The 22,479-nt window shown below is 57.8% G+C and carries 20 protein-coding genes; 8 read left to right on the top strand and 12 right to left on the bottom strand.

The window, feature by feature from the left end:
- Positions 1 to 71 precede the first annotated feature (71 nt).
- From hisS to metK, 6 genes are all read left to right on the top strand, one after another.
- Positions 72 to 1,313, top strand: a complete 1,242-nt coding sequence (hisS, locus tag ACFCXQ_RS02130) for a histidine--tRNA ligase (protein ID WP_379552617.1) — start codon at positions 72 to 74, stop codon at positions 1,311 to 1,313.
- Positions 1,310 to 2,377, top strand: a complete 1,068-nt coding sequence (prfA, locus tag ACFCXQ_RS02125) for a peptide chain release factor 1 (RefSeq protein ID WP_379552615.1) — start codon at positions 1,310 to 1,312, stop codon at positions 2,375 to 2,377. The genes hisS and prfA overlap by 4 nt, the downstream gene beginning before the upstream one ends.
- Positions 2,374 to 3,273 (top strand): peptide chain release factor N(5)-glutamine methyltransferase, encoded by a 900-nt coding sequence (gene prmC / locus ACFCXQ_RS02120; RefSeq protein ID WP_379552613.1) that lies wholly within the window; start codon positions 2,374 to 2,376, stop codon positions 3,271 to 3,273. The genes prfA and prmC overlap by 4 nt, the downstream gene beginning before the upstream one ends.
- Positions 3,274 to 3,490: 217 nt before the next feature.
- Positions 3,491 to 4,168, top strand: a complete 678-nt coding sequence (locus ACFCXQ_RS02115; RefSeq protein ID WP_379552611.1) for a DUF4167 domain-containing protein — start codon at positions 3,491 to 3,493, stop codon at positions 4,166 to 4,168.
- Positions 4,169 to 4,200: 32 nt separating this feature from the next.
- Complete coding sequence (gene lnt / locus ACFCXQ_RS02110; RefSeq protein ID WP_379552609.1) at positions 4,201 to 5,781, top strand: apolipoprotein N-acyltransferase; 1,581 nt, start codon at positions 4,201 to 4,203, stop codon at positions 5,779 to 5,781.
- A gap of 57 nt (positions 5,782 to 5,838) precedes the next feature.
- A complete protein-coding gene (metK, locus tag ACFCXQ_RS02105) occupies positions 5,839 to 7,047 on the top strand; it encodes a methionine adenosyltransferase (RefSeq protein ID WP_379552607.1) in 1,209 nt (402 codons plus the stop codon).
- A 75-nt stretch (positions 7,048 to 7,122) separates the two neighbouring features.
- Here the strand turns inward: metK and ACFCXQ_RS02100 are convergent, their stop codons facing one another.
- From ACFCXQ_RS02100 to ACFCXQ_RS02060, 9 genes are all read right to left on the bottom strand, one after another.
- A complete protein-coding gene (locus ACFCXQ_RS02100) occupies positions 7,123 to 7,542 on the bottom strand; it encodes a hypothetical protein (protein WP_379552605.1) in 420 nt (139 codons plus the stop codon).
- A gap of 92 nt (positions 7,543 to 7,634) precedes the next feature.
- Positions 7,635 to 8,189: a GbsR/MarR family transcriptional regulator gene (locus ACFCXQ_RS02095; RefSeq protein WP_379552603.1), complete on the bottom strand. Its 555-nt coding sequence runs from the start codon at positions 8,187 to 8,189 to the stop codon at positions 7,635 to 7,637.
- A gap of 111 nt (positions 8,190 to 8,300) precedes the next feature.
- The gene (locus ACFCXQ_RS02090; protein WP_379552601.1) at positions 8,301 to 9,458 is read right to left on the bottom strand and encodes a CaiB/BaiF CoA transferase family protein; all 1,158 of its coding nucleotides are present in this window, start codon (positions 9,456 to 9,458) and stop codon (positions 8,301 to 8,303) included.
- A 6-nt stretch (positions 9,459 to 9,464) separates the two neighbouring features.
- Positions 9,465 to 10,598 (bottom strand): NAD(P)H-dependent flavin oxidoreductase, encoded by a 1,134-nt coding sequence (locus ACFCXQ_RS02085; protein WP_379552599.1) that lies wholly within the window; start codon positions 10,596 to 10,598, stop codon positions 9,465 to 9,467.
- Between the two features lie 25 nt (positions 10,599 to 10,623).
- Positions 10,624 to 11,316 (bottom strand): class I SAM-dependent methyltransferase, encoded by a 693-nt coding sequence (locus tag ACFCXQ_RS02080; protein WP_379552597.1) that lies wholly within the window; start codon positions 11,314 to 11,316, stop codon positions 10,624 to 10,626.
- Positions 11,317 to 11,322: 6 nt separating this feature from the next.
- A complete protein-coding gene (locus tag ACFCXQ_RS02075) occupies positions 11,323 to 11,991 on the bottom strand; it encodes a CoA transferase subunit B (RefSeq protein ID WP_379552595.1) in 669 nt (222 codons plus the stop codon).
- Positions 11,991 to 12,932 carry a hypothetical protein gene (locus ACFCXQ_RS02070; RefSeq protein WP_379552593.1) on the bottom strand — a complete coding sequence of 314 codons (942 nt, stop codon included), beginning with the start codon at positions 12,930 to 12,932 and terminating at the stop codon, positions 11,991 to 11,993. The genes ACFCXQ_RS02075 and ACFCXQ_RS02070 overlap by 1 nt, the downstream gene beginning before the upstream one ends.
- Positions 12,929 to 13,252 (bottom strand): DUF5076 domain-containing protein, encoded by a 324-nt coding sequence (locus ACFCXQ_RS02065; RefSeq protein ID WP_379552591.1) that lies wholly within the window; start codon positions 13,250 to 13,252, stop codon positions 12,929 to 12,931. The genes ACFCXQ_RS02070 and ACFCXQ_RS02065 overlap by 4 nt, the downstream gene beginning before the upstream one ends.
- The gene (locus ACFCXQ_RS02060; RefSeq protein ID WP_379552589.1) at positions 13,252 to 13,974 is read right to left on the bottom strand and encodes a CoA transferase subunit A; all 723 of its coding nucleotides are present in this window, start codon (positions 13,972 to 13,974) and stop codon (positions 13,252 to 13,254) included. The genes ACFCXQ_RS02065 and ACFCXQ_RS02060 overlap by 1 nt, the downstream gene beginning before the upstream one ends.
- A gap of 407 nt (positions 13,975 to 14,381) precedes the next feature.
- Between ACFCXQ_RS02060 and ACFCXQ_RS02055 the strand changes: the two genes are divergently transcribed.
- Positions 14,382 to 16,715 carry a CDC48 family AAA ATPase gene (locus tag ACFCXQ_RS02055; RefSeq protein ID WP_379552587.1) on the top strand — a complete coding sequence of 778 codons (2,334 nt, stop codon included), beginning with the start codon at positions 14,382 to 14,384 and terminating at the stop codon, positions 16,713 to 16,715.
- A 30-nt stretch (positions 16,716 to 16,745) separates the two neighbouring features.
- Here ACFCXQ_RS02055 and ACFCXQ_RS02050 read toward each other — a convergent pair whose 3' ends face one another.
- Entirely contained in the window at positions 16,746 to 17,825 is a 1,080-nt protein-coding gene (locus tag ACFCXQ_RS02050) for a mechanosensitive ion channel family protein (RefSeq protein ID WP_379552585.1), read from the bottom strand.
- Positions 17,826 to 17,827: 2 nt separating this feature from the next.
- Positions 17,828 to 20,689 carry a DNA polymerase I gene (polA, locus tag ACFCXQ_RS02045; protein WP_379552583.1) on the bottom strand — a complete coding sequence of 954 codons (2,862 nt, stop codon included), beginning with the start codon at positions 20,687 to 20,689 and terminating at the stop codon, positions 17,828 to 17,830.
- 246 nt (positions 20,690 to 20,935) lie between these two features.
- Between polA and ACFCXQ_RS02040 the strand changes: the two genes are divergently transcribed.
- On the top strand, positions 20,936 to 21,238 hold the full coding sequence (locus ACFCXQ_RS02040) for a hypothetical protein (RefSeq protein ID WP_379552581.1): 303 nt from the start codon (positions 20,936 to 20,938) through the stop codon (positions 21,236 to 21,238).
- A 71-nt stretch (positions 21,239 to 21,309) separates the two neighbouring features.
- Here ACFCXQ_RS02040 and ACFCXQ_RS02035 read toward each other — a convergent pair whose 3' ends face one another.
- Positions 21,310 to 22,329 carry a serine hydrolase gene (locus ACFCXQ_RS02035; RefSeq protein ID WP_379552579.1) on the bottom strand — a complete coding sequence of 340 codons (1,020 nt, stop codon included), beginning with the start codon at positions 22,327 to 22,329 and terminating at the stop codon, positions 21,310 to 21,312.
- Positions 22,330 to 22,479: the final 150 nt, after the last annotated feature.

The following is a 22,479-nucleotide window of genomic DNA, read 5'->3' as shown; positions in this document are numbered from 1 at the left end:
AAATGCTGCGCCCTTGGTGCTTTTGGGCGGCAATATTGCGGTGACGCGCGCACTCGCCTAAGCGCGCTTCCATGAGCAAGAATACCCCTAAAGCCATTCGCGGCACACAGGACATCTTCGGCGCCGATGCCGAGGCCTTCAGCTTCGTGGTCGAGACGTTTGAGCGTGTTCGCAAGCTTTACCGCTTCCGCCGCGCGGAAATGCCCGTGTTTGAAAAGACGGAGGTGTTTAGCCGCGCTATTGGCGAGACGACCGATGTTGTTTCGAAAGAGATGTATTCCTTTGAGGATCGCGGTGGGGATTCGCTCACCCTGCGTCCAGAGTTTACCGCTGGGATTGCGCGGGCTTACCTCACTAATGGCTGGCAGCAACATGCCCCGGTGAAGCTCGCAACACACGGCCCCCTGTTTCGCTATGAGCGCCCACAAAAGGGCCGCTATCGTCAATTTCATCAGATTGACGCCGAGATTATCGGCGCGGCTGAGCCGCAGGCCGATGTAGAGCTGCTCGCGATGGCGGATCAGCTGCTGAAAGAGCTCGGCATTGAAGGTGTGACGCTGCATCTAAACACGCTGGGCGATGGTGATAGCCGCGAGGCATGGCGGGCGGCGCTCATTGACTATTTTGGCGCGGTTCGCGGTGAGCTGAGCGAGGACAGTCAGGAGCGGCTTGAGAAAAACCCGCTGCGTATTCTCGACAGTAAGGATCGGCGCGACCAGCAATTCGTCGCCGATGCACCCAAGATTGATCAGTTTTTGTCCGATGAGGCGAAGGCGTTTTTCGAGAGTGTGACGAGCGGCTTGGACGCAGCGGGCGTCAAATGGGCGCGCGCGGAGAGCCTCGTGCGCGGCCTCGATTATTACCGGCATACGGCGTTTGAGTTTATCCCGGACGAAGGCTCTGCAGCAGCGGATGCGCTAGGCGCGCAAAGCACCATTCTGGGTGGTGGGCGTTATGATGGGCTGATGGAAAGCCTTGGCGGGCCAGCTACGCCAGCGGTCGGCTGGGCAGCGGGCATTGAGCGGCTAGCGATGTTGGTGGGTGAGAAAGCGGAGCCTCTCGCGGATGCTATTGTGGTTTTGGAGGACGACTCTGATTTCGCACATAACCAAGGATGGATCGCTCTGAGATCCCTGCGCGAGCACGGATTGAGCGCCGAGATGATTGCGTCAGGCTCACCAAGAAAGCGATATGATAAGGCTGTAAAACGGTCCCCCAAAGAGATTGTCACATTCAATGCGACTGGGCACGGTTTTGGTTCTGATCCAGATACAGACCCAAGGTTTGTCGCAGCTCTTGCGTTTTTGCCATGACCATCCCCTCCGAACGTCTTGATCAGATCGCGCATCGCTTTGCCGAGCTTGAGGCCCGCATGGCGTCCGGCACGTTGGAGGGAGACGAGTTTGTGCAGGCATCACGCGATTACGCTGAGCTGGAGCCGGTCGCCAAAATCGCTGGCGAAGTGCAAGCTGCGCGCGCTGAGATCACCGATCTCGAAGAAATGCTCGCAGACCCGGAAATGAAGGCGATGGCGGAGGAAGAGCTTGCGAGCATTCGCGCTGCACTGCCCGAAAAAGAACGCGCACTCGCCATTGCCATGTTGCCGCGCGACAGCGCCGATGCGCGTCCCGCCATGCTCGAAATCCGCGCAGGCACAGGCGGCGATGAAGCGGCTTTGTTCGCAGGCGATCTGTATCGCATGTACGAGAAATTTGCTGGCGAGCAGGGCTGGAAAGTCGAACCTGTCAGCATGAGCGCATCCGAAGTCGGCGGCTTCAAGGAAATCGTCGCTAACGTGCGGGGCAATGGCGTCTTCGCCAAGCTCAAATTTGAAAGCGGAGTTCACCGTGTTCAGCGCGTGCCCGAGACCGAAAGCGGCGGGCGCATACATACATCGGCGGCGACCGTGGCGGTTCTGCCGGAGCCGGACGAAGTCGATGTGCGCATTGACCCCACCGACCTCAAGATCGACACCTATAGGGCAAGCGGCGCGGGCGGTCAGCACGTTAACACGACCGATAGTGCGATCCGCATCACCCACTTGCCAACCGATACGGTCGTCACCTGTCAGGATGGCCGCAGCCAGCACAAGAACCGCGAAAAGGCGATGCAGGTCCTGCGCGCGCGCCTGTTTGAACAGCAGCGTGAGGCGACGCAAGGTGCTGAGGCCGAGGCACGTAAGGCCATGGTCGGCTCAGGTGACCGCTCGGAGCGCATCCGCACTTATAATTTCCCGCAAGGCCGCGTGACGGACCACCGGATCGGGTTAACGCTACACAAATTGCCTGAAGTGATTGCGGGCATGGGTCTTGGCGAAGTGATCGATGCGCTGATTGCAGAGGATGAGGCGAAACGGCTTGCGGCGCTGGAAGAGTGAGCGTTGCAGACGCGATCCGCGCGGCAGCCGAGCAGCTTGGCGAGACCAGCGACACCGCGCGGCTTGATGCAGAATTGCTGATGGCTCATGCTCTTGGCGCGGCCCGCTCGGATATGCTTTTGCGGCATATGCGAGATCCCGCGCCCGACACTTTCGCTGCGCTGGTCGAACGACGCGCGAAGCACGAGCCAGTGGCTTACATCACAGGGTTTCAAGAGTTTTACGGACGGGCCTTTCATGTGACGCCCGATACGCTCATCCCGCGCGGTGATAGCGAGACGCTGATTGAGGCGGCGCTGGAGCAGGCGCCAGGCGCCAGCCGGGTGCTAGACCTAGGAACCGGCACTGGCGCTTTGCTGCTCACCTTTTTGGCCGAGACACAGGCGCTAGGCGTCGGGATCGACCGATCACCTGCTGCGATTGAAATCGCTACCAAGAACGTCCAGCGTTTGGGTATGACAGACCGTGCTGAGCTGCGCGCCGCCGATTGGACTACGGCTGGCTGGGCGGAGCCCTTTGGTCAATTTGACCTGATCTTGTGCAATCCGCCTTACGTTGAAGAAAACGCCGAGCTGGAGCCCGATGTTCACGATTTTGAACCCGCTAGCGCACTTTTTGCGGGTCCAAAGGGTCTTGACGACTATCGCATTCTGTTTCCGCAGCTTGGCAAGCTTCTTTCGCCAGAGGGGGTAGCGATCTTCGAAATCGGCGCCTCCCAAGGAATCCAAGTCTCTGAAATCGCTAATAAAAGCGGTTTTTCGGCCCAGTTGCGACATGATCTGGCGGGCAGACCCCGCGCGCTCATCTGCACCTCGGCACGCGCGCAAGGATCGCCCAAAATAGGAATGATTAACGATAGGGGCTTGGCAAAGCCGTTCCGACTCGATAGGCCTTGATGTCGAGTTCAGCGGTAGGCGATTTCGCAGCTGCTCGAACTTAGCTCCAAAATCTACGGCATTGAGTAAGGCAAGGGGCCTTGCGGCATGTGGATGGATACGGTGGAGCGTGCGACCTGCAAAAACGCATGAACGCAAAAGGGGCTAGGCGGCAAAGAACGAATTTTCCCGGGATTATGTTTCCCAGAGCCGCGTCACGAATGAGGATCCACTTCCTTTGAACAACAACCGCAATAACAATCGCCGCCGTGGTCGCGGCAATCGGAACCAAGGTGGCGGCGGCAACGCTGCTAACCGGATTGATAGCCGAGCGCGCGGTAATGCGCCGCAGCTGCTGGATAAGTATAAGAAGCTTGCCCAAGACGCCCAGCATAATGGTGACCGGGTTCAGGCCGAATATTATCTGCAATTTGCCGACCACTATTTCCGCGTGATCGCCGATAACAAGGCGCGTCAGGAAGAGGCACGGGCCAAGCGCTCTGAGGAGCGCGGCGGCAGCGAAGATGGCGATGATAGCGATGGCGAGAGTGATGACAGCCGCCGCAATAACAATCGCCGTGGGCGCGCGCGTCGCGACGATCGCGACCAAAAGCAGAGGCGCGAGGATCGCGACCGAGATACAAAGCGTTCTGACGGCAATGAGGGCTCTGAAGGTGAGCAATACGACGCGGGTGACAATCCGATGGCGTCAGAGGAAAAGCCTAGTAAGCGCAAGCCTCGGCAGCGTAAGGAAAAAGCTGAGGAAGCAGAGCTTGACGCGGCAGTTCTGCCTCCTTCCATCTCGGCGAGTAACGACGCGGAAGATGATGCTGATGGCGAAGAAAAGCCTAGGCCTCGGGCTACCCGTCGCCGCAAACGCAGCGATGATGACGATACGCTGACCGTCGCAAGCTAATCAGTCTTTGCCTCTAAGGAATTGATGCGCTGATGATGTGGGCCGTAAAGCAGTTTGCTGTCAGGCCCCGTATCGCCGCTTTATTGGCGGGAGCTGTGTCTGCGGTGGGCTTCCCTCCGCTAGGCTTATGGCCCGTTACCCTGGCCGCGCTGACTGCATTCGTGTGGCTCGTCTGGACTGCGCCCAATCTGCGTCAAGCTTTCATGCGCGGCTGGCTCTTTGGCGCCGCGCATTTTACCGTCACGAACAATTGGATTGCGACAGCCTTTACCTATCAGGCTGAGATGCCCGCGGCGCTAGGCTGGGCGGCGGTGCCGCTGCTCGCGCTCTATCTGGCGGTCTATCCGGGCATGGCCGCCTTATTGGCGGTATGGGTCACTAGAGATAATCGCAATATGGCCGGGTTTGCCTTCGCTTTTGCGGCTTCTTGGATCCTGACAGAATGGCTACGCAGCTGGGTTTTTACCGGCTATGCTTGGGGACCACTTAGCCTGATTTTGGTCGGCCCGCATGACCGCGCTGGTATCGCGGCGCATCTTCCTATCTTTGGGACATACGCGATGTCGGGCATCGTGATCCTGATCGCCGCAGCCATCGCTGTCGCGTTGATCGCGCGCAAATGGTTGCCGCTTGGTCTGCTGCTGGCTGTGCTGAGCATCGGCATGTATCTGCCTGCTGGTACGCGCGATGAGGGCAGGCTGGCGATGACGCTGGTTCAGCCGGACATCCGCCAAGAGGTGCTCGATGATCCGAGCAATTTTGAGGAGCAGTTTGCGCGGCTAGCGCGTCTTTCGGCACCGCGTGCGCAAACCGAGAACCGCTTGGTTCTGTGGCCCGAATCGGGCGTTCCTGACTATTTGCGGCCCGGTTACCCCATGCGATATTACCTTCGCATGACAGCGGGCGGAGATCCCGATTTTGCGCGGCTACGCATTGGCCGCGTGATCGGTGATGATAGCCTGCTTCTCACAGGCGCGGTTGATCTGGAGATTGGCGATAAAGATGGCCGCCCTGGCGCGGTGGGCGCATATAATTCGATCACGCCGATTTCCGCAGATGGCACATTGGGGGAGCGCTACGCCAAGGCGCATCTCGTGCCGTATGGCGAATATTTGCCAATGCGTTTCCTGCTGGAGCCGCTTGGCCTGACGCGTCTGGTGGCAGGCTCTATCGACTTTATTCCGGGGCCTGGTCCTCAGACCAAGGACTTTGGAGCCTGGGGCAAGGCAGGCATGCAGATTTGTTATGAGATCGTGTTTTCCGGCGATGTTGTCGACCCGGCGAAGCGGCCTGACTATATTTTTAATCCCTCGAACGATGGCTGGTTTGGTGCATGGGGGCCTCCGCAACATCTTGGCCAGGCGCGGATGCGGGCGATTGAGGAAGGCTTGCCGGTTTTGCGCTCGACTACGACCGGGATTAGCGCGGTGATCGACGCAGACGGTGTCGTCCGAGCCAAGATCGGCATGCGCCGGGAAGGCCGTATTGATATGGCTGTTCCGCCCGCGCATGCGCCGACACTTTTTGCCACGCTCGGCCATTGGCTCACCCTTATCTGGGGCGTCCTATTCTTGGGTGCTTCTTTGGTTGCCAGCCGCTTCCGACGCGTCTAAAGAAGCTACACATAAAGACTTCTTTATATCATCAAATGCCAGCTAAGCAGGACCATTATGCGCGCAGATTATCTGTTCACTTCGGAAAGCGTTTCTGAGGGCCACCCAGACAAAGTCTCCGATCAAATCTCGGACGCGATTGTCGATCTGTTTCTTTCGAAAGATCCAGAAGCGCGTGTCGCTTGCGAAACACTGACCGCGACGCAGCGTGTTGTACTGGCAGGCGAAATCCGCTGCAAAGGCGTGTATGAGAACGGTCAGTGGGCTGACGGTGCGCTTGCGGAGATTGAGCAAACGGCGCGCAACACTGTTCGCGAGATTGGCTATGAGCAGGACGGGTTTCACTGGGAAACGCTAACCTTTGAAAACCATTTGCACGGCCAGAGCGCTCATATTGCGCAAGGCGTAGATGCCAGCGGCAATAAGGATGAAGGTGCGGGCGATCAGGGCATTATGTTCGGCTTTGCCTGCGATGAAACGCCCGATCTGATGCCAGCGACGCTCGATTACAGCCATAAAATCCTTGAGCGTATGGCGGCTGATCGCCACTCAGGCGCAGCGCCCTTCCTAGAGCCAGACAGCAAGAGCCAGGTCACGCTGCGCTATAAGAATGGCAAGCCGGTTGCCTGCACTGCCGTAGTGGTATCGACACAGCATGCCGAGGGCTATGACGCAGGCGAAAAAGAGGCTGAGCTGCATGCTTATGTGAAAGGCGTCGTTGCCGACATCCTGCCAGATGGCTTCATAACTGGCGATACCGCATGGCACATTAACCCCACTGGCAGCTTTGTTATTGGCGGACCTGACGGTGATGCGGGTCTTACCGGACGCAAGATTATTGTCGATACCTATGGTGGCGCAAGCCCGCATGGCGGCGGTGCATTTAGCGGCAAAGACCCAACCAAGGTTGATCGCTCCGCTGCGTACATCACACGCTATCTTGCGAAGAATATCGTCGCAGCAGGCCTTGCCAAGCGCTGCACCATCCAGCTTGCATATGCGATTGGCGTGTCTGCGCCGCTCTCGCTTTATGTCGACACGCATGGGACGGGCACGGTTGGTGATGATACGCTGGAAGAGGCGATTAAGTCGATTGAGGCATTGGGCGGGCTGACCCCGCGCGGTATTCGCACACATCTTGGCCTCAATAAGCCGATCTACCGCAAGAGCGCCGCTTATGGCCACTTCGGCCGAACGGCAGAGGGCGATCTCTTCCCGTGGGAGCGGACTGATCTTGCTGATGTGTTGAAAGCAGCCGTCGCCTAAGCTCAAACCACCTCTTTAATACAAAAAGGGCGGCCCGGTGACGAGTCGCCCTTTTTTCGTTTGGCAGCGAAGGATTCACCGCATGACCACTTGTGGCGGTTCCTCCACGTGTTCCGGAGCTGCTATGTGCAGCGCCTTTTCCTCGCGCAGCCATGATCCGACCTTGCGTCCGAACTTGGCAATCGCATTCATATTGAAGAAGTGCATCATGCCGAGGACCAGAACCACCAGGCCCACTTTGCCTGAGATGAACTCAATCGCTTCTGCCATGCTGTCGGGCGGGCTACCCCAGCTTAGTGACAGTAGGATCCAGCCGAGATTGACGAGGTAGAACCCGACCACAAGCAGATGATTAGTTGACCGCGCCAGCAGCTCATCATGGCCGAAGCACTCGATCAAAAACACAATCCCATTGCGTGAGAGAGTGCGTGCCACCCAAACAGTTAGGGCAATGCTGGCGATCAAATAGACGAGGTAGGAATTGGCGAGATACATGATGTTCTCCTGTTATTTCTGTAATTAGAGAAATAGATATTTGTGCATGTGGTTTAGTGACGTGTCTCCTTTTTCCATTGTGCCGTGAGGGTTTAAGTCTTTGGCTTCGTCTTGCCGCCGGGGAGCAGCCGCGCCACCCGTCCGCCGAGCTTCATCAGCGTGACCAGTGTTGAGCGGGGCAAGCGGCGGACATCATCATACCAAGCGCCTAGCTTATCGAGAAAGCCGTGCATCTCACCGATCCGCTCGCGGACATGCGCTGGCACATGCGCGCGGCCTTCAAGGCTTTCAGCAAGCTCACCCAGCAGTTGAATAGTTGGGTCAATCTCGCGCCGTTTGCGCTCTGCCGAAATCTTCATCAGCATGTCCCACAAGTCAGTATCCGCAGTGAAGTGATCGCGCCGATCGTTTTCGACGTGCACCCGCCGGACGATACCATAGCCTTGCAGTTCCTTGAGGCCGTTCGAGACGTTTGAGCGTGCCAGGCCGAGCTTGTGACAAATCTCTTCGGCATGAAGAGGTCTATCTGACAGATAGAGCAACGCATGCACCTGCGCGACGGAGCGGTTGACGCCCCATTGTGTGCCCATCTCGCCCCAGTGGAGGATGAAAGCACGAACTTCGGGGATGTCCATGAATGCGCTCATTTTGACTTCCCTTCATCGCCTTAACTGTAATTTCTGTAATGACAGAAATACACGAAGGGGCGCGCAGGTCTATTGCGAGTTTTGCATCATGGCGTGCAGCCGGTTGATGATTTATTGCGGGTTATGCTCGCCCTTCTTCGGCGAGGGGCTGTCCAGCGCCAGCTCCGCATCTGAGAAGGTAAAGGGGCTACGTAGGCCAGACACGCCGCCTAGCTCCACCTGCATGGCGCGCGCAGTCACTTGCGGATCGACCAAAGCCTCTGCGACAGTGTTGATCGGCCCGGCGGGCACACCTGCCTTTGCGCATTGCCGCAGTAGGTTTTCACGCTCCCAAGACGCAGTTTCAGTCGCGATCATTGTGTCAAGCTCGGTTCGGTTTGCGATTCGCGCTTCATTGGTGGTGAAGCGTGCATCTGCCAGCAGATCATCACGCTCCAGCAAACGCAGCAGCTTACTGAAAAGATTGTCATTGGCAGGAGCAAGCACCACCGGGCCGTCTTTGGTAGGGAACACGCCATAAGCGCTCACTTGCGCATGCGCATTACCCATACGCGGTGGGCTCTGGCCGGTCGCAAAATAACTCGTCGCCTGATTGGCCAGCAACGCGACCGAACAATCGAGCAGGCTCATATCGATATGCTGCCCTTTGCCGGTGCGGTGTCGCATCAGCAGTGCCGATTGGACCGCGTTGGCGGCATAGAGCGCGCATGCAAGGTCAGAGATCGAAACGCCGAATTTCATCGGATCGCCGTCGGGCTTTCCGTTCAGGGACATAAAGCCGCACATCGCCTGAATGACGAAATCATAGCCGGGTTCGTGTGCTCGCGGGCCATCCTGACCAAAGCCTGTGATCGAGCAATAGATCACGCCCGGATTTACGCCCGCAGCGCTGCCATAATCGAGCGCGAACTGGGCAAGCTTGCCCGGCAGGAAGTTCTCAATGACAACGTCGGCGCCCGCGCTCAGCTCGCGGACCATGCTGAGCTGATCTGCATCGCGAAAGTCCGCTGTGATAGAGCGCTTCCCGCGATTGCAGGCGTGGTAATAGGCGGCCTCGCGCTCCGTTTCGCCATCCGCGCCCTCTCTCTCAAACCAAGGCGGCCCCCAGTGCCGCGTGCCATCGCCTTCCGGGCTTTCGACCTTGATCACATCTGCGCCGAGATCGGCCAGCATTTGCCCGGTCCATGGGCCCGCGAGCACACGCGCGAGTTCCAGCACTTTCAGGCCCGCAAGGGGCGCACTGGTGTTACGAGGGTGTTCGAACCACACGTTAAGTTAGCCTTGCTCAAAACTCTGGCTGAGTGTGGTAACCGCCTCGATAAACTCCTCGCGAAAGTCCTGCACTACTTGGCGGCTGGAGCGGACTTGCTCGACCAGTCCGACGCCTTGGCCGACGAAATAGCTGACCAGCTCTTTCGCCTCGCTATTTCCCGCTGCGGCTTCGCGTTCGATCCGTTGGAAGGCAGGTTCTGATATCATTCCCATAAGTGGCATGGGCAAAGTGCCCGGGCCATCTTCTGCTTCCCATGCATCATGCCAGGCGGTCTTGAGCTGCCGCGCGGGTTTTCCCGTCCGGCTTGTCGAGCGTACCGTGTCCCGGCTGCGCGCGGCGACCATTTTGTCGCGGAAAGCCTCGCTGGTTTCGGCTTCTGGTGTCGCAAGCCAGACCGAGCCCGTCCATGCGCCCTGCGCGCCAGCGGCCATCATCCCCGCCATTTGCCCGCCGGTCATAATGCCGCCTGCCGCCAGAACCGGGATCTCATGACCTGCCTCCTCAAGCGCGCGAACAACTTCGGGGATCAGCACCAGCGTAGATACCTCGCCGCAATGCCCGCCAGCCTCAGTGCCTTGGGCCACGATGATGTCGACGCCAGCCTCGGCCTGACGGATGGCATGTTCTTTTGCCCCGACGAGCGCCGCGACCGGCACGCCGCGCCTCTTGCCTTCCTCAATCATAGCTGCCGGGGCGATACCAAGAGCGTTAGCGATCAGCTTAATCGGGTGGCGAAATGCGACCTCCATCAGCGCTAGCCCGTTCTCTGGCGTGATGCCCATGCGCTCACGCAAGATCGGCATCTCCTCTTCTGCGGCTATGCCATATTGACCCAGTACCTCATTGGTGAACTGCTGATATCGCGGGTCGATTGCCGCCGCCCGGGATTTGTTGTCAGCCAGTTCGCGTACGCGCGGATCGACCACTTCGGGCACCAATACGTCGACGCCGTAAGGTGCGCCATCGACATGCGCGTCGATCCAAGCGAGTTCTTCCTCAAGTTGCTCCGGGCTGAACCTTGTTGCACCGAAAACTCCGAAGCCGCCAGCTTTGCTCACGGCGGCGACCACGTCGCGGCAGTGGGAAAACGCAAAGAGCGGGAAATCCGCACCCGTCATCTCGCAAACGCGGTTCATTGGCATCCTTTTCTCTCCATCCCTACTAAGTGTACCCCCGGTGCCCAAAAAGGAACAGCATGTTTCCGCACAACTCGCTACTCTCAAGTGTGAAGTACTGCTCGAAGCCCTTTGTGACCTGATGGACGGTTTGCGGCGCGGCGGCTTCGCCTCGTTTGTACAGTGCATGGAGCCAGCGATCGCCCAGCGCACGATCTGCCAGAACGAGCGTACCCAGCGCAATCACGCCACCTGGCTTCACCACCTTCTTGAGCCGAGAAAGATAGGCGGCCCCGGTACCGAAGATATGCAGCATGCCCCAACTCATCGCGCCAGCAAAGCAGTGTTGATCGAATGGTGGGTCGAGCGCGTCACCTTGCAGAAAATGCCCGGATGGCAAGCGTTTCTGGCCCCGTTCCAGCATGCGCCGCGAGAGATCGAAAAGGACAGTGTGGTCCTCTTCGCCGCGATATGAGGCTGCAGTAAAAACAAGCGATCCGCATCCGAAATCGATAATCGGCCCGCTTTGTACCCGTTCGAAAAACGTTGTTGCGGCGTCCCGATACGCCCGCTTGGGGCATCCCCATATTAACCGATTATAGATGCCATTGCCGACAACCAAGTCATAGAGAGGCGCGATATGGTCGTAATTCGTCTCGCGCTCACCCTCGGGCAGACTGGTTAGAATGCCGGATGAAAGCCGCTCGAACCGCGCCAGTAACTCCTGTGTGGACGTCACCGCCTGTTACAGCGCTACCTGATAGTTTGCGGTCGTTTTCGCAGCGACCTCATCGGCGGTGATACCCGGAGCAAGCTCGATCAGTTTGAACGGACTGGCATGATCTGCCCTTTGGAATACGCCCAGATTGGTGATGATCATATCAACCACATTAGTGCCCGTTAGCGGCAAAGTGCATTCCGGAATGAACTTCGGATCGCCCGCTTTGCTGTTGTGATCCATGACGACGATGATCTTTTTAACGCCCGCGACCAGATCCATCGCGCCGCCCATGCCTTTGATCATTTTGCCCGGGATCATCCAATTGGCAATATCGCCATTTTCCGCCACTTCCATCGCGCCCAGCACGGTGAGATCAATATGCCCGCCGCGGATCATGGAGAAGCTGGTCGCGCTATCGAAATAAGCGCTGTGCGGCAGTTCGCTAATGGTTTGTTTGCCCGCATTGATCAGGTCTGGATCCACCTCGTCGTCATAGGGAAACGGGCCAATGCCGAGCATGCCATTCTCGCTTTGCAGGGTGACCTGCATGCCATCGGGAATATGATTGGCAACCAATGTCGGGATGCCAATGCCGAGATTGACGTAATAGCCATCCTGCAGCTCTTGCGCGGCGCGGGCAGCCATCTGATTGCGGTCCCAGCCAGTTTTTTCTTGGACTACGGTGTCGGACATTACTGGTCTCCGGAAGGGTCGTCTGAAGTGTTAGAGTTTTGCGTTGGGGCTGCGCTTGCTTGGCCAAATTCAGGTGCAAGAAACCAGCCTTGGCCGATGATGGATTCGAGCGCGAAGGCAGCGTCATCGTTTTTGAGGTACAGGTATAGTTCGTCGAAATCTGCGCGGTCATCGCCCAAGATGGCGATCACGCAATATTGCTTGGAGAGGCCTTCGCGCAATGTCTGTTTACGCTGATCGAGGTTGGCGGGTATCGCCACAAGATCAGAGTATGCCGTGTCGAAGCCTCTGCGGACTAATTGCATGCGGAGTGGATCGGCAAAGCCCTCGCCAATGCGGGAGACCCAGGCAATGCGAATGTCGGCCTCACGCAAAGTCTTAAGCGCGGGCGCGAGTTCTTGCGGTATGGGAATGTCGGTTAGCGGGTCAGCGGTGTCTTTACCGGGGTCAAGGTCGATCAGAACGGCCGGCGGCAGGCCCTTACAATTGGCGCGCTGCGGCCTCAGCGAGCCGGGCTCTTCGAGGAGAGCGGAGAGGCGCGCCTCATCTGCATCAGTGCCGTAAAATGCGGCTTGCTCAAGGCTATAGCTGGCAAAGGAGTTGATGACGCTGACTGATCTCGCGCTGGTTCCGGCTGGAGCTGATGGCGGTGGCAGCTCAGTGAGGTCGAGCAGTTGGATACTCTCGCTATTACCCGCATTTGCGGCGGCGGCCTCTGCCGCTAAATTTTGCGGCGAAGCATTGGCGGGCACAGCCTCAACAGTCTCAGTCTCTCCGGCCTCGGCAATTTTGACAGTCCCGCCGCCGGTATCATTCCCCTTGCGTAGCGTGTCGCCCATAAGCACGCCCGCTGCGACCGGGATTACCGCAGCCGCGCAGCCTTGGAGCAAGAGCCCTAAGCTTCCCGCGATAAGCCAGCGTGAGTGGCCGCGCAATCTCATCCCTCGGGATCGTAATCCTGAATAGTGTCAAGGCCGGTCGTGTTATTCGCGCGCTCCATATCGACGCCTTGCCAAATCGCGGCCAGCGCGTCTTCTTCGCTAATCCCGTAGCATTGCGCATAGGCGCGCGCGCCGTGGCGAATGGCATCAACCATCAGCAGGCCAAAATGACGCGGGTCTTCAAGCTTGTCAGGCTGAATGATGCAGGTCGCAGGGCCTTCATTCTCCACCCAGAGCCGGGCGACCTCAACCGAATCTGCGAGAAAATCAAAGGAGCTGACGTCGATCTCTGCAAAATCCGCTTGCTTCTTACCAAACATTACGCGTTCTCCCGTTCTCTTACCGTGCGGAACTCAATCTGTTTGTCATAAGGCGCGCCCACGATCATGCGGTTGACGAAGACGCCGGGCAAGTGGATCGCATCGGGGTCAAGCGCGCCCGCGGGCACCACTTCCTCCACCTCGGCAATGCAGACCTTGCCGCACGTCGCAGCTGGCTGATTGAAATTGCGCGCGGTTTTCCGGAACATCAGATTGCCTGTCTCATCCGCTTTCCAAGCCTTCACGATCGCCAAATCGGCAAAGATGCCTTCTTCAAGAATGTAGGTTTCGCTCGCCCCATTGCGTCCGGCAAAATCCTTATGCTCTTTGCCCTCGGCTACCTGCGTGCCGACGCCGGTCTTGGTGTAAAACCCGGGAATGCCAGCGCCGCCTGCGCGCATTCGCTCCGCCAGCGTGCCTTGCGGGCAAAATTCAACTTCCAATTCGCCTGCGAGAAACTGGCGCTCAAACTCCTTATTCTCGCCGACATATGAGGAGATCATTTTCTTCACTTGCTTGGTGCGCAGCAGCTTGCCGATCCCTTCATTGTCGATCCCGGCATTGTTACTGGCGAAGGTCAGGCCGGTCACACCGCTGTCGCGGATCGCGTCAAGCAATCGCTCCGGAATACCGCAAAGGCCGAAGCCGCCCGCCGCAATGAGAAGATTGTCTTGGAGGAGGCCCTCAAGGGCGGCGGATGCACTAGGATAAAGCTTGCTCATAAGATGGGCGTTTAGCGTCCGGGGAGTGCGGTGTCACGCCTGCTTAGGGTGCGGCGTGCTGACGCCTGACAAAGCCATGATCGTCATACCGCGATCATGTGCAAAAAACGCAACCAGCTCTGTTTTTTTCGCACTTGCACAAAAAATGCTGCAACCGCATATCTCTCCGTGTCCTAACGGACGTGCCTTAACAGGCATCCTCTCCCAAGACTTATTCGCCCGGTCGGTTCTGCTGACCGGGCTTTTTCTTGTTATGAGTCTGCGACTTCTTGCCCGTTTGTGCGGCACTGGGCGTCTATCGCATTGCATCTGCCTGATCAGATGCTTAGGTCCATGGATCAGACAGATAGTCACGCGTCCATGCCTCCCATCCAACCTGTGGACGACGATGAGAGAGGAAATTTCCTATGGCAGATGGTGACGCGGCGAAACAATCAAGCGAAGTAAGGCTGCAAGTCGCCGCCGCCCGTCAGGAAGAAAGCGGCCAGGGCATTGCTCGCTTGCCGCGTAGCGCATTTCAGGCGCTTGGCATCACTGAGGGGGATGTCGTTGAGGTGGCTGGCAAGAGCAGCACTGCGGCAGTTGCCATGCCGGCCTATGATGAAGACCAAGCGCTGGACGTCGTCCGGTTGGATGGCTTGCAGCGCAGCAATGCTGAAGTTGGCTCAGGTGAACATGTGGTGATCTCGCTCGCTAAATCGCGACCTGCGACCCGCGTAGTTTTTGCACCAGCTACCCGCGAGCTACGGCTGCAAGGGCCAACCCAAGCGCTCAAACGCAATTTCTTCGGTAAGCCAGTGGTTGCGGGCGATCTGGTCGCGACAACGGGTCAGCAGCCGGTGCAGAATATGCCTCCAGAAGTACGCCGCATGTTCAACGCGCCTGCCTATGCGCTCACCCAAATCCGCCTCAATGTTGTGGCGACCACGCCCAAGGGCATTGTTCACATTGATGAGAATACTGAGGTTGAGCTGCGCGCCGAATTTGAAGAGGCGGCCCTTAATAATAGCGCGCTGGTCAATTATGATGACGTCGGCGGCATGGCCGATACAATCCAGGCATTGCGCGAAATGGTTGAGCTGCCCCTGCGCTATCCTGAGCTATTCACTCGGCTCGGCGTCGATCCGCCAAAGGGCGTATTGCTGCACGGCCCGCCCGGCACCGGTAAGACCCGTCTGGCTCAGGCTGTTGCGAATGAAAGCGACGCCAATTTTGCGATCATCAACGGGCCTGAGATTATGGGCTCCGGCTATGGCGAAAGCGAAAAGCGCCTGCGCGAAGTGTTTGAGGAGGCGGCCAAAAACGCACCTTCGATCATCTTTATTGACGAGATTGATTCGATTGCGCCCAAGCGTGACAAAGTGCCCGGTGAGGCGGAAAAGCGGCTAGTCGCGCAATTGCTCACACTTATGGATGGGTTGGAGGCACGCTCCAACATCGTGGTGATCGCCGCGACCAATCGCCCGGATGCAATCGACGAGGCGCTGAGGCGCCCGGGCCGGTTCGACCGTGAGATTGTGATTGGTGTACCTGACGAAAGCGGGCGCCGCGAGATCCTGGCGATCCATATGCGCGGGATGCCGCTTGGCGAAGGCGTTGATCTGGGGGAACTCGCGCGGACCACGCACGGTTTTGTCGGCGCAGATATTGCTGCGCTGGCTCGGGAGGCGGCAATTGATGCTGTCCGGCGCATTATGCCCAAGATCGATTTGGACGCTGGCGAAATTCCGCAAGAAGTCCTCGATGACCTCTATGTCAGCCGCGACGATTTCCTCTGCGCACTGAAACGCATTCAGCCCTCTGCCATGCGCGAAGTTATGGTGCAGGTCCCCAATGTCGCATGGAGCGATATTGGCGGGGTCGGCGACGCGATTGAGAAGCTCAAAGAAGGTATCGAGCTGCCCCTGAAGAACCCCGACGCCTTCCGCCGATTGGGCATCCGGCCTGCCAAGGGCTTTCTCCTTTATGGCCCGCCCGGCACTGGTAAAACTTTGCTCGCCAAAGCGGTCGCCAAAGAGGCCGAGGCCAATTTCATTTCGATGAAAAGTTCTGACCTTTTGTCCAAATGGTACGGTGAGAGCGAGCAGCAGATCGCCCGCATGTTCCGACGCGCGCGTGCGGTCGCGCCGTGTGTGATCTTCATCGACGAGATTGATAGCCTCGTGCCGGCCCGCGGTTCCGGCCAGGGCGAACCGCAAGTGACGGGCCGCGTGGTCAACACGATCCTTGCGGAAATGGACGGGCTGGAAGAGCTGCAATCTGTGGTGGTGATTGGGGCGACCAATCGTCCGACACTGGTGGATCCCGCTTTGCTACGGCCGGGCCGTTTTGACGAGCTGGTTTATGTTGGCACGCCGGATAAGGAAGGCCGTGAGCATATCCTGAAGATCCACGCCAAGAATATGCCGCTCGCCAAGGATGTTGATCTGACTGTCGTCGCGGGCAAGACCAAGCGCTTTACTGGCGCTGATCTGGAGGATGTTGTGCGCCGAGCAGGGCTTAATGCACTGCACCGAGTCGGTAGCGATGTGAGCGAGGTTGAGGCGATTGATTTCGAGGAAGCGCTGAGAGATTCGCGCGCGACCGTCACCACGAAAATGGAGGCTGAATATCGCAAAATGCGCGGCGTGCTTAAGAAGCGTGCGGTGCAGGCTCAGCCGATCGGCTTTGTCCATGACGGCATGGTTGAGCCAATCCGCGACAAGAAGCACACGGACGGTGAAATCACCCCGATAGAGTGAGTTCGGGCTTCGGCTTAGGTTGCTACGTGATCAGGGCTCTCCCGCTTTGGGATGGCCGTGGGGAACCTCAAGCCGATGACGGATTAGCGCGTCTGGCATTTCGGTGCGCAGCCAGCTTATCATATGCTCGCGGACGTCGCAGCGCAGCGCCCATAAATCGCCAATCGTTTTTGAACTCATCGATAGCCGCAGCTCGATGCTCTCTGGATACGCCTCTGTCATCAAGAGCACCTTATTGCGACCGTCGAACAGCGCATGCTCGCTGACATAACGCTCAAACTCGGCTCGGATCGGCGCGACTTCTGTGGCGGGATCTAGGTGCAGGAAGACTGGCCCGGTCAGCTTTTCGCTCTGGCGTGACCAGTTCTCAAAACTCTCATCAAGGAAGCGGCTAGTTGGCACCACGAGAACCCGCTCATCCCATGTGCGCACCGTGACAAAGCTCATGCGGATTTCCTCAATCCGCCCGACCTCGCCATCTACTTTCACCAGATCGCCAAGCCGCATTGGCTCGGTCAGCGCGACTTGCAAGCCAGCGATCAGCGATTTGAGCGCGGGCTGCGCGGCAGCGCCAACCGCCAGAGCAGCAAGACCGGCAGATGCCAGCAAGGTTGTGCCGATATCGCGAACCGCTGGAATGCCTAGCAGCATGAGGCCAACCGTAATGAAGATAATCGCGAAGGTTGCTGTGCGCGAGAGCACCGCAACCCGCGTACGCCGACTGCGCACAGCGACTGGATCGTCTGATGCATCCAGCCGGAACTCCATCGCCGCGGTGAAGGCTTTGACCAGCGTGTAAGCGATCCAGCCAAGCAGCGCCGGGCGCAGGAATTTTGCGAGCGGCTCCCAGATTGATTGCAGGTCGGGGTTGATCTGCGCGACAATCGTTATGCTCAGCGCAATGAACGACCATTTGACCGGTCGCCGGATCTTCTCGACGATCATTTCATCAACCGTTGTTTCTGACAGGCTGGTCAGCCGATCAATTGCGGCAAAGACGATCCGGTAGAAGACGTAAGCGATCGCTACAGCCAAGAGCAGTGCTAGCGCCGCGAGGCCAACAGCAGTCCAATCAATCGTGAAACCGCCCGGGAAGATTTGATCCATCATGCTCAGTGTGCCTCGTCCCAACTTTGCCCCGTGCCGATATCTACCCCGAGTGGCACATCGATTGTGACCGCAGGGCCCGCTGCCTCCGCCATGGTTTTTTCAATAATTGCCGACGCTGCCTCCACGTCGCCCTCAGGCACTTCGAACACCAGCTCATCATGCACTTGCAAGAGCATGCGCACGCCTTTGGTGCCGTCATAGCCAAGCCCAGCTTCCTCTAGCGCGGGTACCATGCGGACCATCGCCCGCTTGATAATGTCCGCGCTGGTGCCCTGGATCGGCGCGTTAATCGCCGCGCGTTCGCTTCCTTGACGTTCAGCCTGGTTCTTCGATGAAATCCGGGGGAACCATGTCTTGCGGCCAAACAGCGTTTCAGAATATCCGCGCTCACGCACTTGCTCGAGCGTTTCCATAATGTAGCGTTGAATGCCGGGGAAGCGCTTGAAATAGGTATCGATCATGGCCTGCGCCTCATCAGGCTCTACGCCGAGCCGCCCGGCAAGGCCCCAGCGCGAAATGCCATAGAGGATTGCGAAGTTGATGGTCTTGGCCTGCGCGCGAGTGTCGCGGTCAACTGCGCCGAACATCTCTTGCGCAGTGCGATTGTGAATGTCCTCGCCTTTGGCAAAGGCGTCTTTCAGCGTATCGACATTTGCCATGTGGGCCGCCAGCCGTAGCTCAATCTGTGAGTAATCCGCCGCGAGCAGGACGTTGCCGGGTTCTGGCACAAAGGCCTCACGGATTTGCCTACCGATAGCAGTGCGGATCGGGATGTTTTGCAGGTTCGGATCGGTCGATGACAGCCGTCCGGTTTGCGCGCCCGCCAGGCTATAGCTAGTGTGAACGCGGCCCGTTTCGGGGTTAATCGCCTCTTGCAGCGCGTCTGTATATGTCGACTTGAGCTTCGCAAGCTGACGCCATTCGAGAACCTTATTCGCGATCGGAGCGCCTTCACCTGATAGCCGCTCCAGAATGCTCTGATCAGTTGAATATTGCCCGCTTTTGCCTTTGCGTCCGCCCTTGTAACCGAGCTTGTCGAACAGAATATCGCCCAATTGCTTGGGGCTGCCGACGGTGAATTCCTCACCGGCGATTTCGTGAATTTCGCTTTCAAGGCGGCTGGTTTCTTTGGAAAACTCTTCCGACAATTTCGCCAGCCTTGCGCGGTCAACTTTGATCCCATGGCGCTCCATCTGAGCCACCACCGGGATAAGCGGGCGGTCAACGCGCTCATAGACCTTAGTTCCGCCTTCCAGCGCCAGTCGCGATTTTAAATGCGCATGCAGCCGCCACGTCACATCTGCATCTTCGGCGGCATACTCAGTCGCCTTATCCAGCGGCACTTCGCCAAACGGGATCTGCTTTTTGCCGGTTCCGCAGACCTCTTTGAAGCTGAGACAAGTGTGGCCAAGGTGACGCTCCGCCAGCTCATCCATCCCATGCCCGCCACCAATGCCGCTTTCGCCGCGCCCGGCGTCGAGATCAAAGCTGATGATCATCGTGTCATCAATCGGGCTTACTGCAATACCCTGCCTTGCCAGCACGTTGAGATCATATTTCCCGTTCTGGAATATCTTGAGCACTGCATCGCTTTCAAGCAGCGGTTTGAGCGCGGCGAGCGCAGCCTTCCGCTCAATATGCTCCGGGTTCTCGCTGAACATGTCAGTCCCGCCATGCCCGAGCGGGATGTAGCAGGCGTCATTGGGGCCGAGCGCAAGGCTTACTCCGACCAGATCAGCGCGGATTGCATCCAGGCTGTTGGTTTCAGTGTCGACCGCTATCAGCCGCGCTGCTTTCGCGCGCTCAATCCAAGCCTCGAGCCGCTCCATTGTTTGCACGCATTCATACGCGCTGCGGTCGATTTTTGGCATTTCAGGCAATGGCTGGCTTGTGCCCTGCGCAGTACCATCGGCCGAGTCCGTCTCGGCTTTGGCGGGGTTGAGATCGTTGGGTCTGTCCGGGCTGCCGCTCCCTGCATCCAGGCGCTTAAGCAGGCTCGTGAAGCCGTGCTTTTCAAGGAACGCCGCCAGCGGTTCGGGCGGCACACCGTCCAGCTTGAAATCATCCAAAGCCTCAGGAAGGTCGCAATCTTCCTTCAGCGTCACTAGCACCCGGCTGAGCTCAGCGTCGTCGCGATGCTCTAGCAGGCGCTCTTTCAGCTTGGACTTCTTCATGTCTTCGGCAGAATCGAGCGCAGCGGAAAGCGAGCCATGTTCAGCAATCAACTTTGAAGCGGTCTTTGGTCCGACGCCGTAAATGCCCGGAATATTGTCGACGCTATCGCCCATCAGAGCGAGGACATCACCGACCAGTTCTGGTTCGACTCCGAACTTTTCCGACACTTCCTCTTTGTAAATCCGCTGGCTCTTCATAGTGTCGAGCATGTCGATGCGTGCAGGGCCATCCGGCCCATCTTTCTCGCTGATCAGCTGCATCAAATCCTTGTCGGAAGAAACGATGGTAACATTCCAGCCTTTGTCCTGCGCGGCGCGGGCATAGGATGCGATCAAGTCGTCCGCCTCAAGGCCCATCTCCTCAATGCAAGGCAGGCTGAACGCCCGCGTTGCATCACGGATTAGCGGGAATTGCGGCACCAGATCTTCGGGTGGCGGCGGGCGGTTGGCCTTATATTCTGGATAAATATCGTTGCGGAACGATTTGGACGAGGCATCCAAAATCACCGCAAGGTGCGTTGGGCCATCTGCTGCATCGAGATCATCGGCGAGCTTCCAGAGCATAGTCGTGTAGCCATAGACCGCGCCAACCGGTGTGCCTTCGGGATCGGTTAGCGGTGGAAGGCGGTGATATGCGCGGAAGATATAGGCCGATCCGTCGACCAGATAGAGATGATTTTGTTTGCCCATACCGCCTGCTCTAGCAGCGCATATAAGCGATGGGGAGTGGTTTATCCCCTCCTAAAGCGCACGGTGAAACGGGTGCTAATTAAGGCAAAATTATGGCAAAATTGGGCGAAAATGAGTCAAAAGGGCTTGCGCGGTCACATTGTCGCCACTATTTAGCCATTGTGAGGTCGCAATTTGTGAGCTCACGCAGGCCCCTCAAAAAGGCCTGCAACACAATACTCGCTGTTTTAAAGAATGGAATTTTTTATGCGTAAGATCGCACTTGTCGCTGCTGTTTCTGCAGCTGCTCTGTCACTCGCTGCTTGTTCAGAAGCTCAAGACGCTGCTGAAAATGCTGCTGCGGACGTAGAAGCAAACGCTGACGCTGCAATGGACGCTACTGGCGAAGCTGCTGGCGACGCCATGGAAGCTACCGGTGAAGCTGCTGAAGGCGCAATGGACGCTACTGGCGACGCTGCTGAAGGCGCAATGGAAGCTGTTGAAGGTGCTGCTGAAGACGCAGCTGCTGAAGCAGAAGCTGCTGTTGAAGGCGCTATGGAAGGCAACTAAGTCGCACGACTTAGGAAGCTTTTCGCTTTAAGAGGGGCGGTGCCGGAAGGCGCCGCCCTTTTTATTTGGGCTCACTCGCCCCCATAATTTGCATTGGCCCAATTGCGCCGAGGCTGGGCGGCATAACCATCATATAGAGCCCGCGCGATTGCGGCGATCTTCGCTTCGCGCGCACGGCGCGAACCCTGACCTGTCACATAAATGGCCATTGCGATCGCACGCCCATCAGCTGTCTCAATAATGCCGATATCGCTGGAGGTGTTATTCAGCGAGCCCGTCTTATGCAAAACATTGGCCGTCGGCGGAATGTGATAGCGAATCCGGCGTTTGCCAGTTCTCGTCCGGCTCATCGCCGATAGAATAACCCGCCGGTTTTGCTCATTAAGATAGCGCCCCTGATAAAGGCCAGTAAGCAGCTCGATCATCGCGCTTGGCGTTGCGCTATCACGCAGATCAATGTGACTAGCAGGATCAAACTCGCCATCATCGCGCACCAAAGTCGCAATGTCGCGGTCAATGCTAAACTCGCTAATGCCATTGCGTTGCATCCAGTCATTCACAGCGCTTGGACCACCGACGACGCGCAATAACGCATCTGTTGCCGGGTTGCTGGAGCGGGTGATCATGATCTCGATGAGATCAATCGCTTGCATATATTGCCCCTCGGATACGGGGGCAGCGGCGCTTGAAAACTTCGCTGACCGCCGCGGGATCAGCAGGGGGAACTCGCTGGTCAGGCTCCATTTGCCCTGCTCAACACCTTCCAGGAAAGTGGCCGCCACAGCGATCTTGCTGGTACTCGCCATAGGGAAGCGCTGATCACCCAGAATGGTGACAGCCTCACTATTAGAGAGGTCCACTGCTGCCACACCAATGCGCCCTTGCGCGCCATCGGCGATAAGCGCGATGCGCTGCTCCAGCGGCGATTGGTATACCGCCTTATAGCTCTTGGGCGCGCGCACCTCGGTGCCAAGCGCATTATCAAACTGTGCCTCGAGTGCCTGCGTTTGCGCCTGTGCTGGCACGCCAAGACCGAGAGCGCCTGCGACGAATGTACCGGTGAGTGTTCCGATGAATTTTCTAAAAGCCATGCGGTATGTGTAACCCTAATATGGTGTGCAGAACCTTAATGAGCCTACTCGTTAGCCAAACAATGCTCTGGCGATGAATTGTGTCCCAATAACGACGCATCCTTTCAAGATCGAGGCATAAGAGTCGCCAAAGTTGTTTTTGCATATCGC

Origin of the sequence: Qipengyuania rhodophyticola (genome assembly GCF_042493225.1) — a bacterium.
Taxonomy (GTDB): Bacteria; Pseudomonadota; Alphaproteobacteria; order Sphingomonadales; family Sphingomonadaceae; genus Erythrobacter.
Note: the sequence above shows the minus strand (reverse complement) of the source record. Positions and strands in the feature narration are given on the sequence as shown.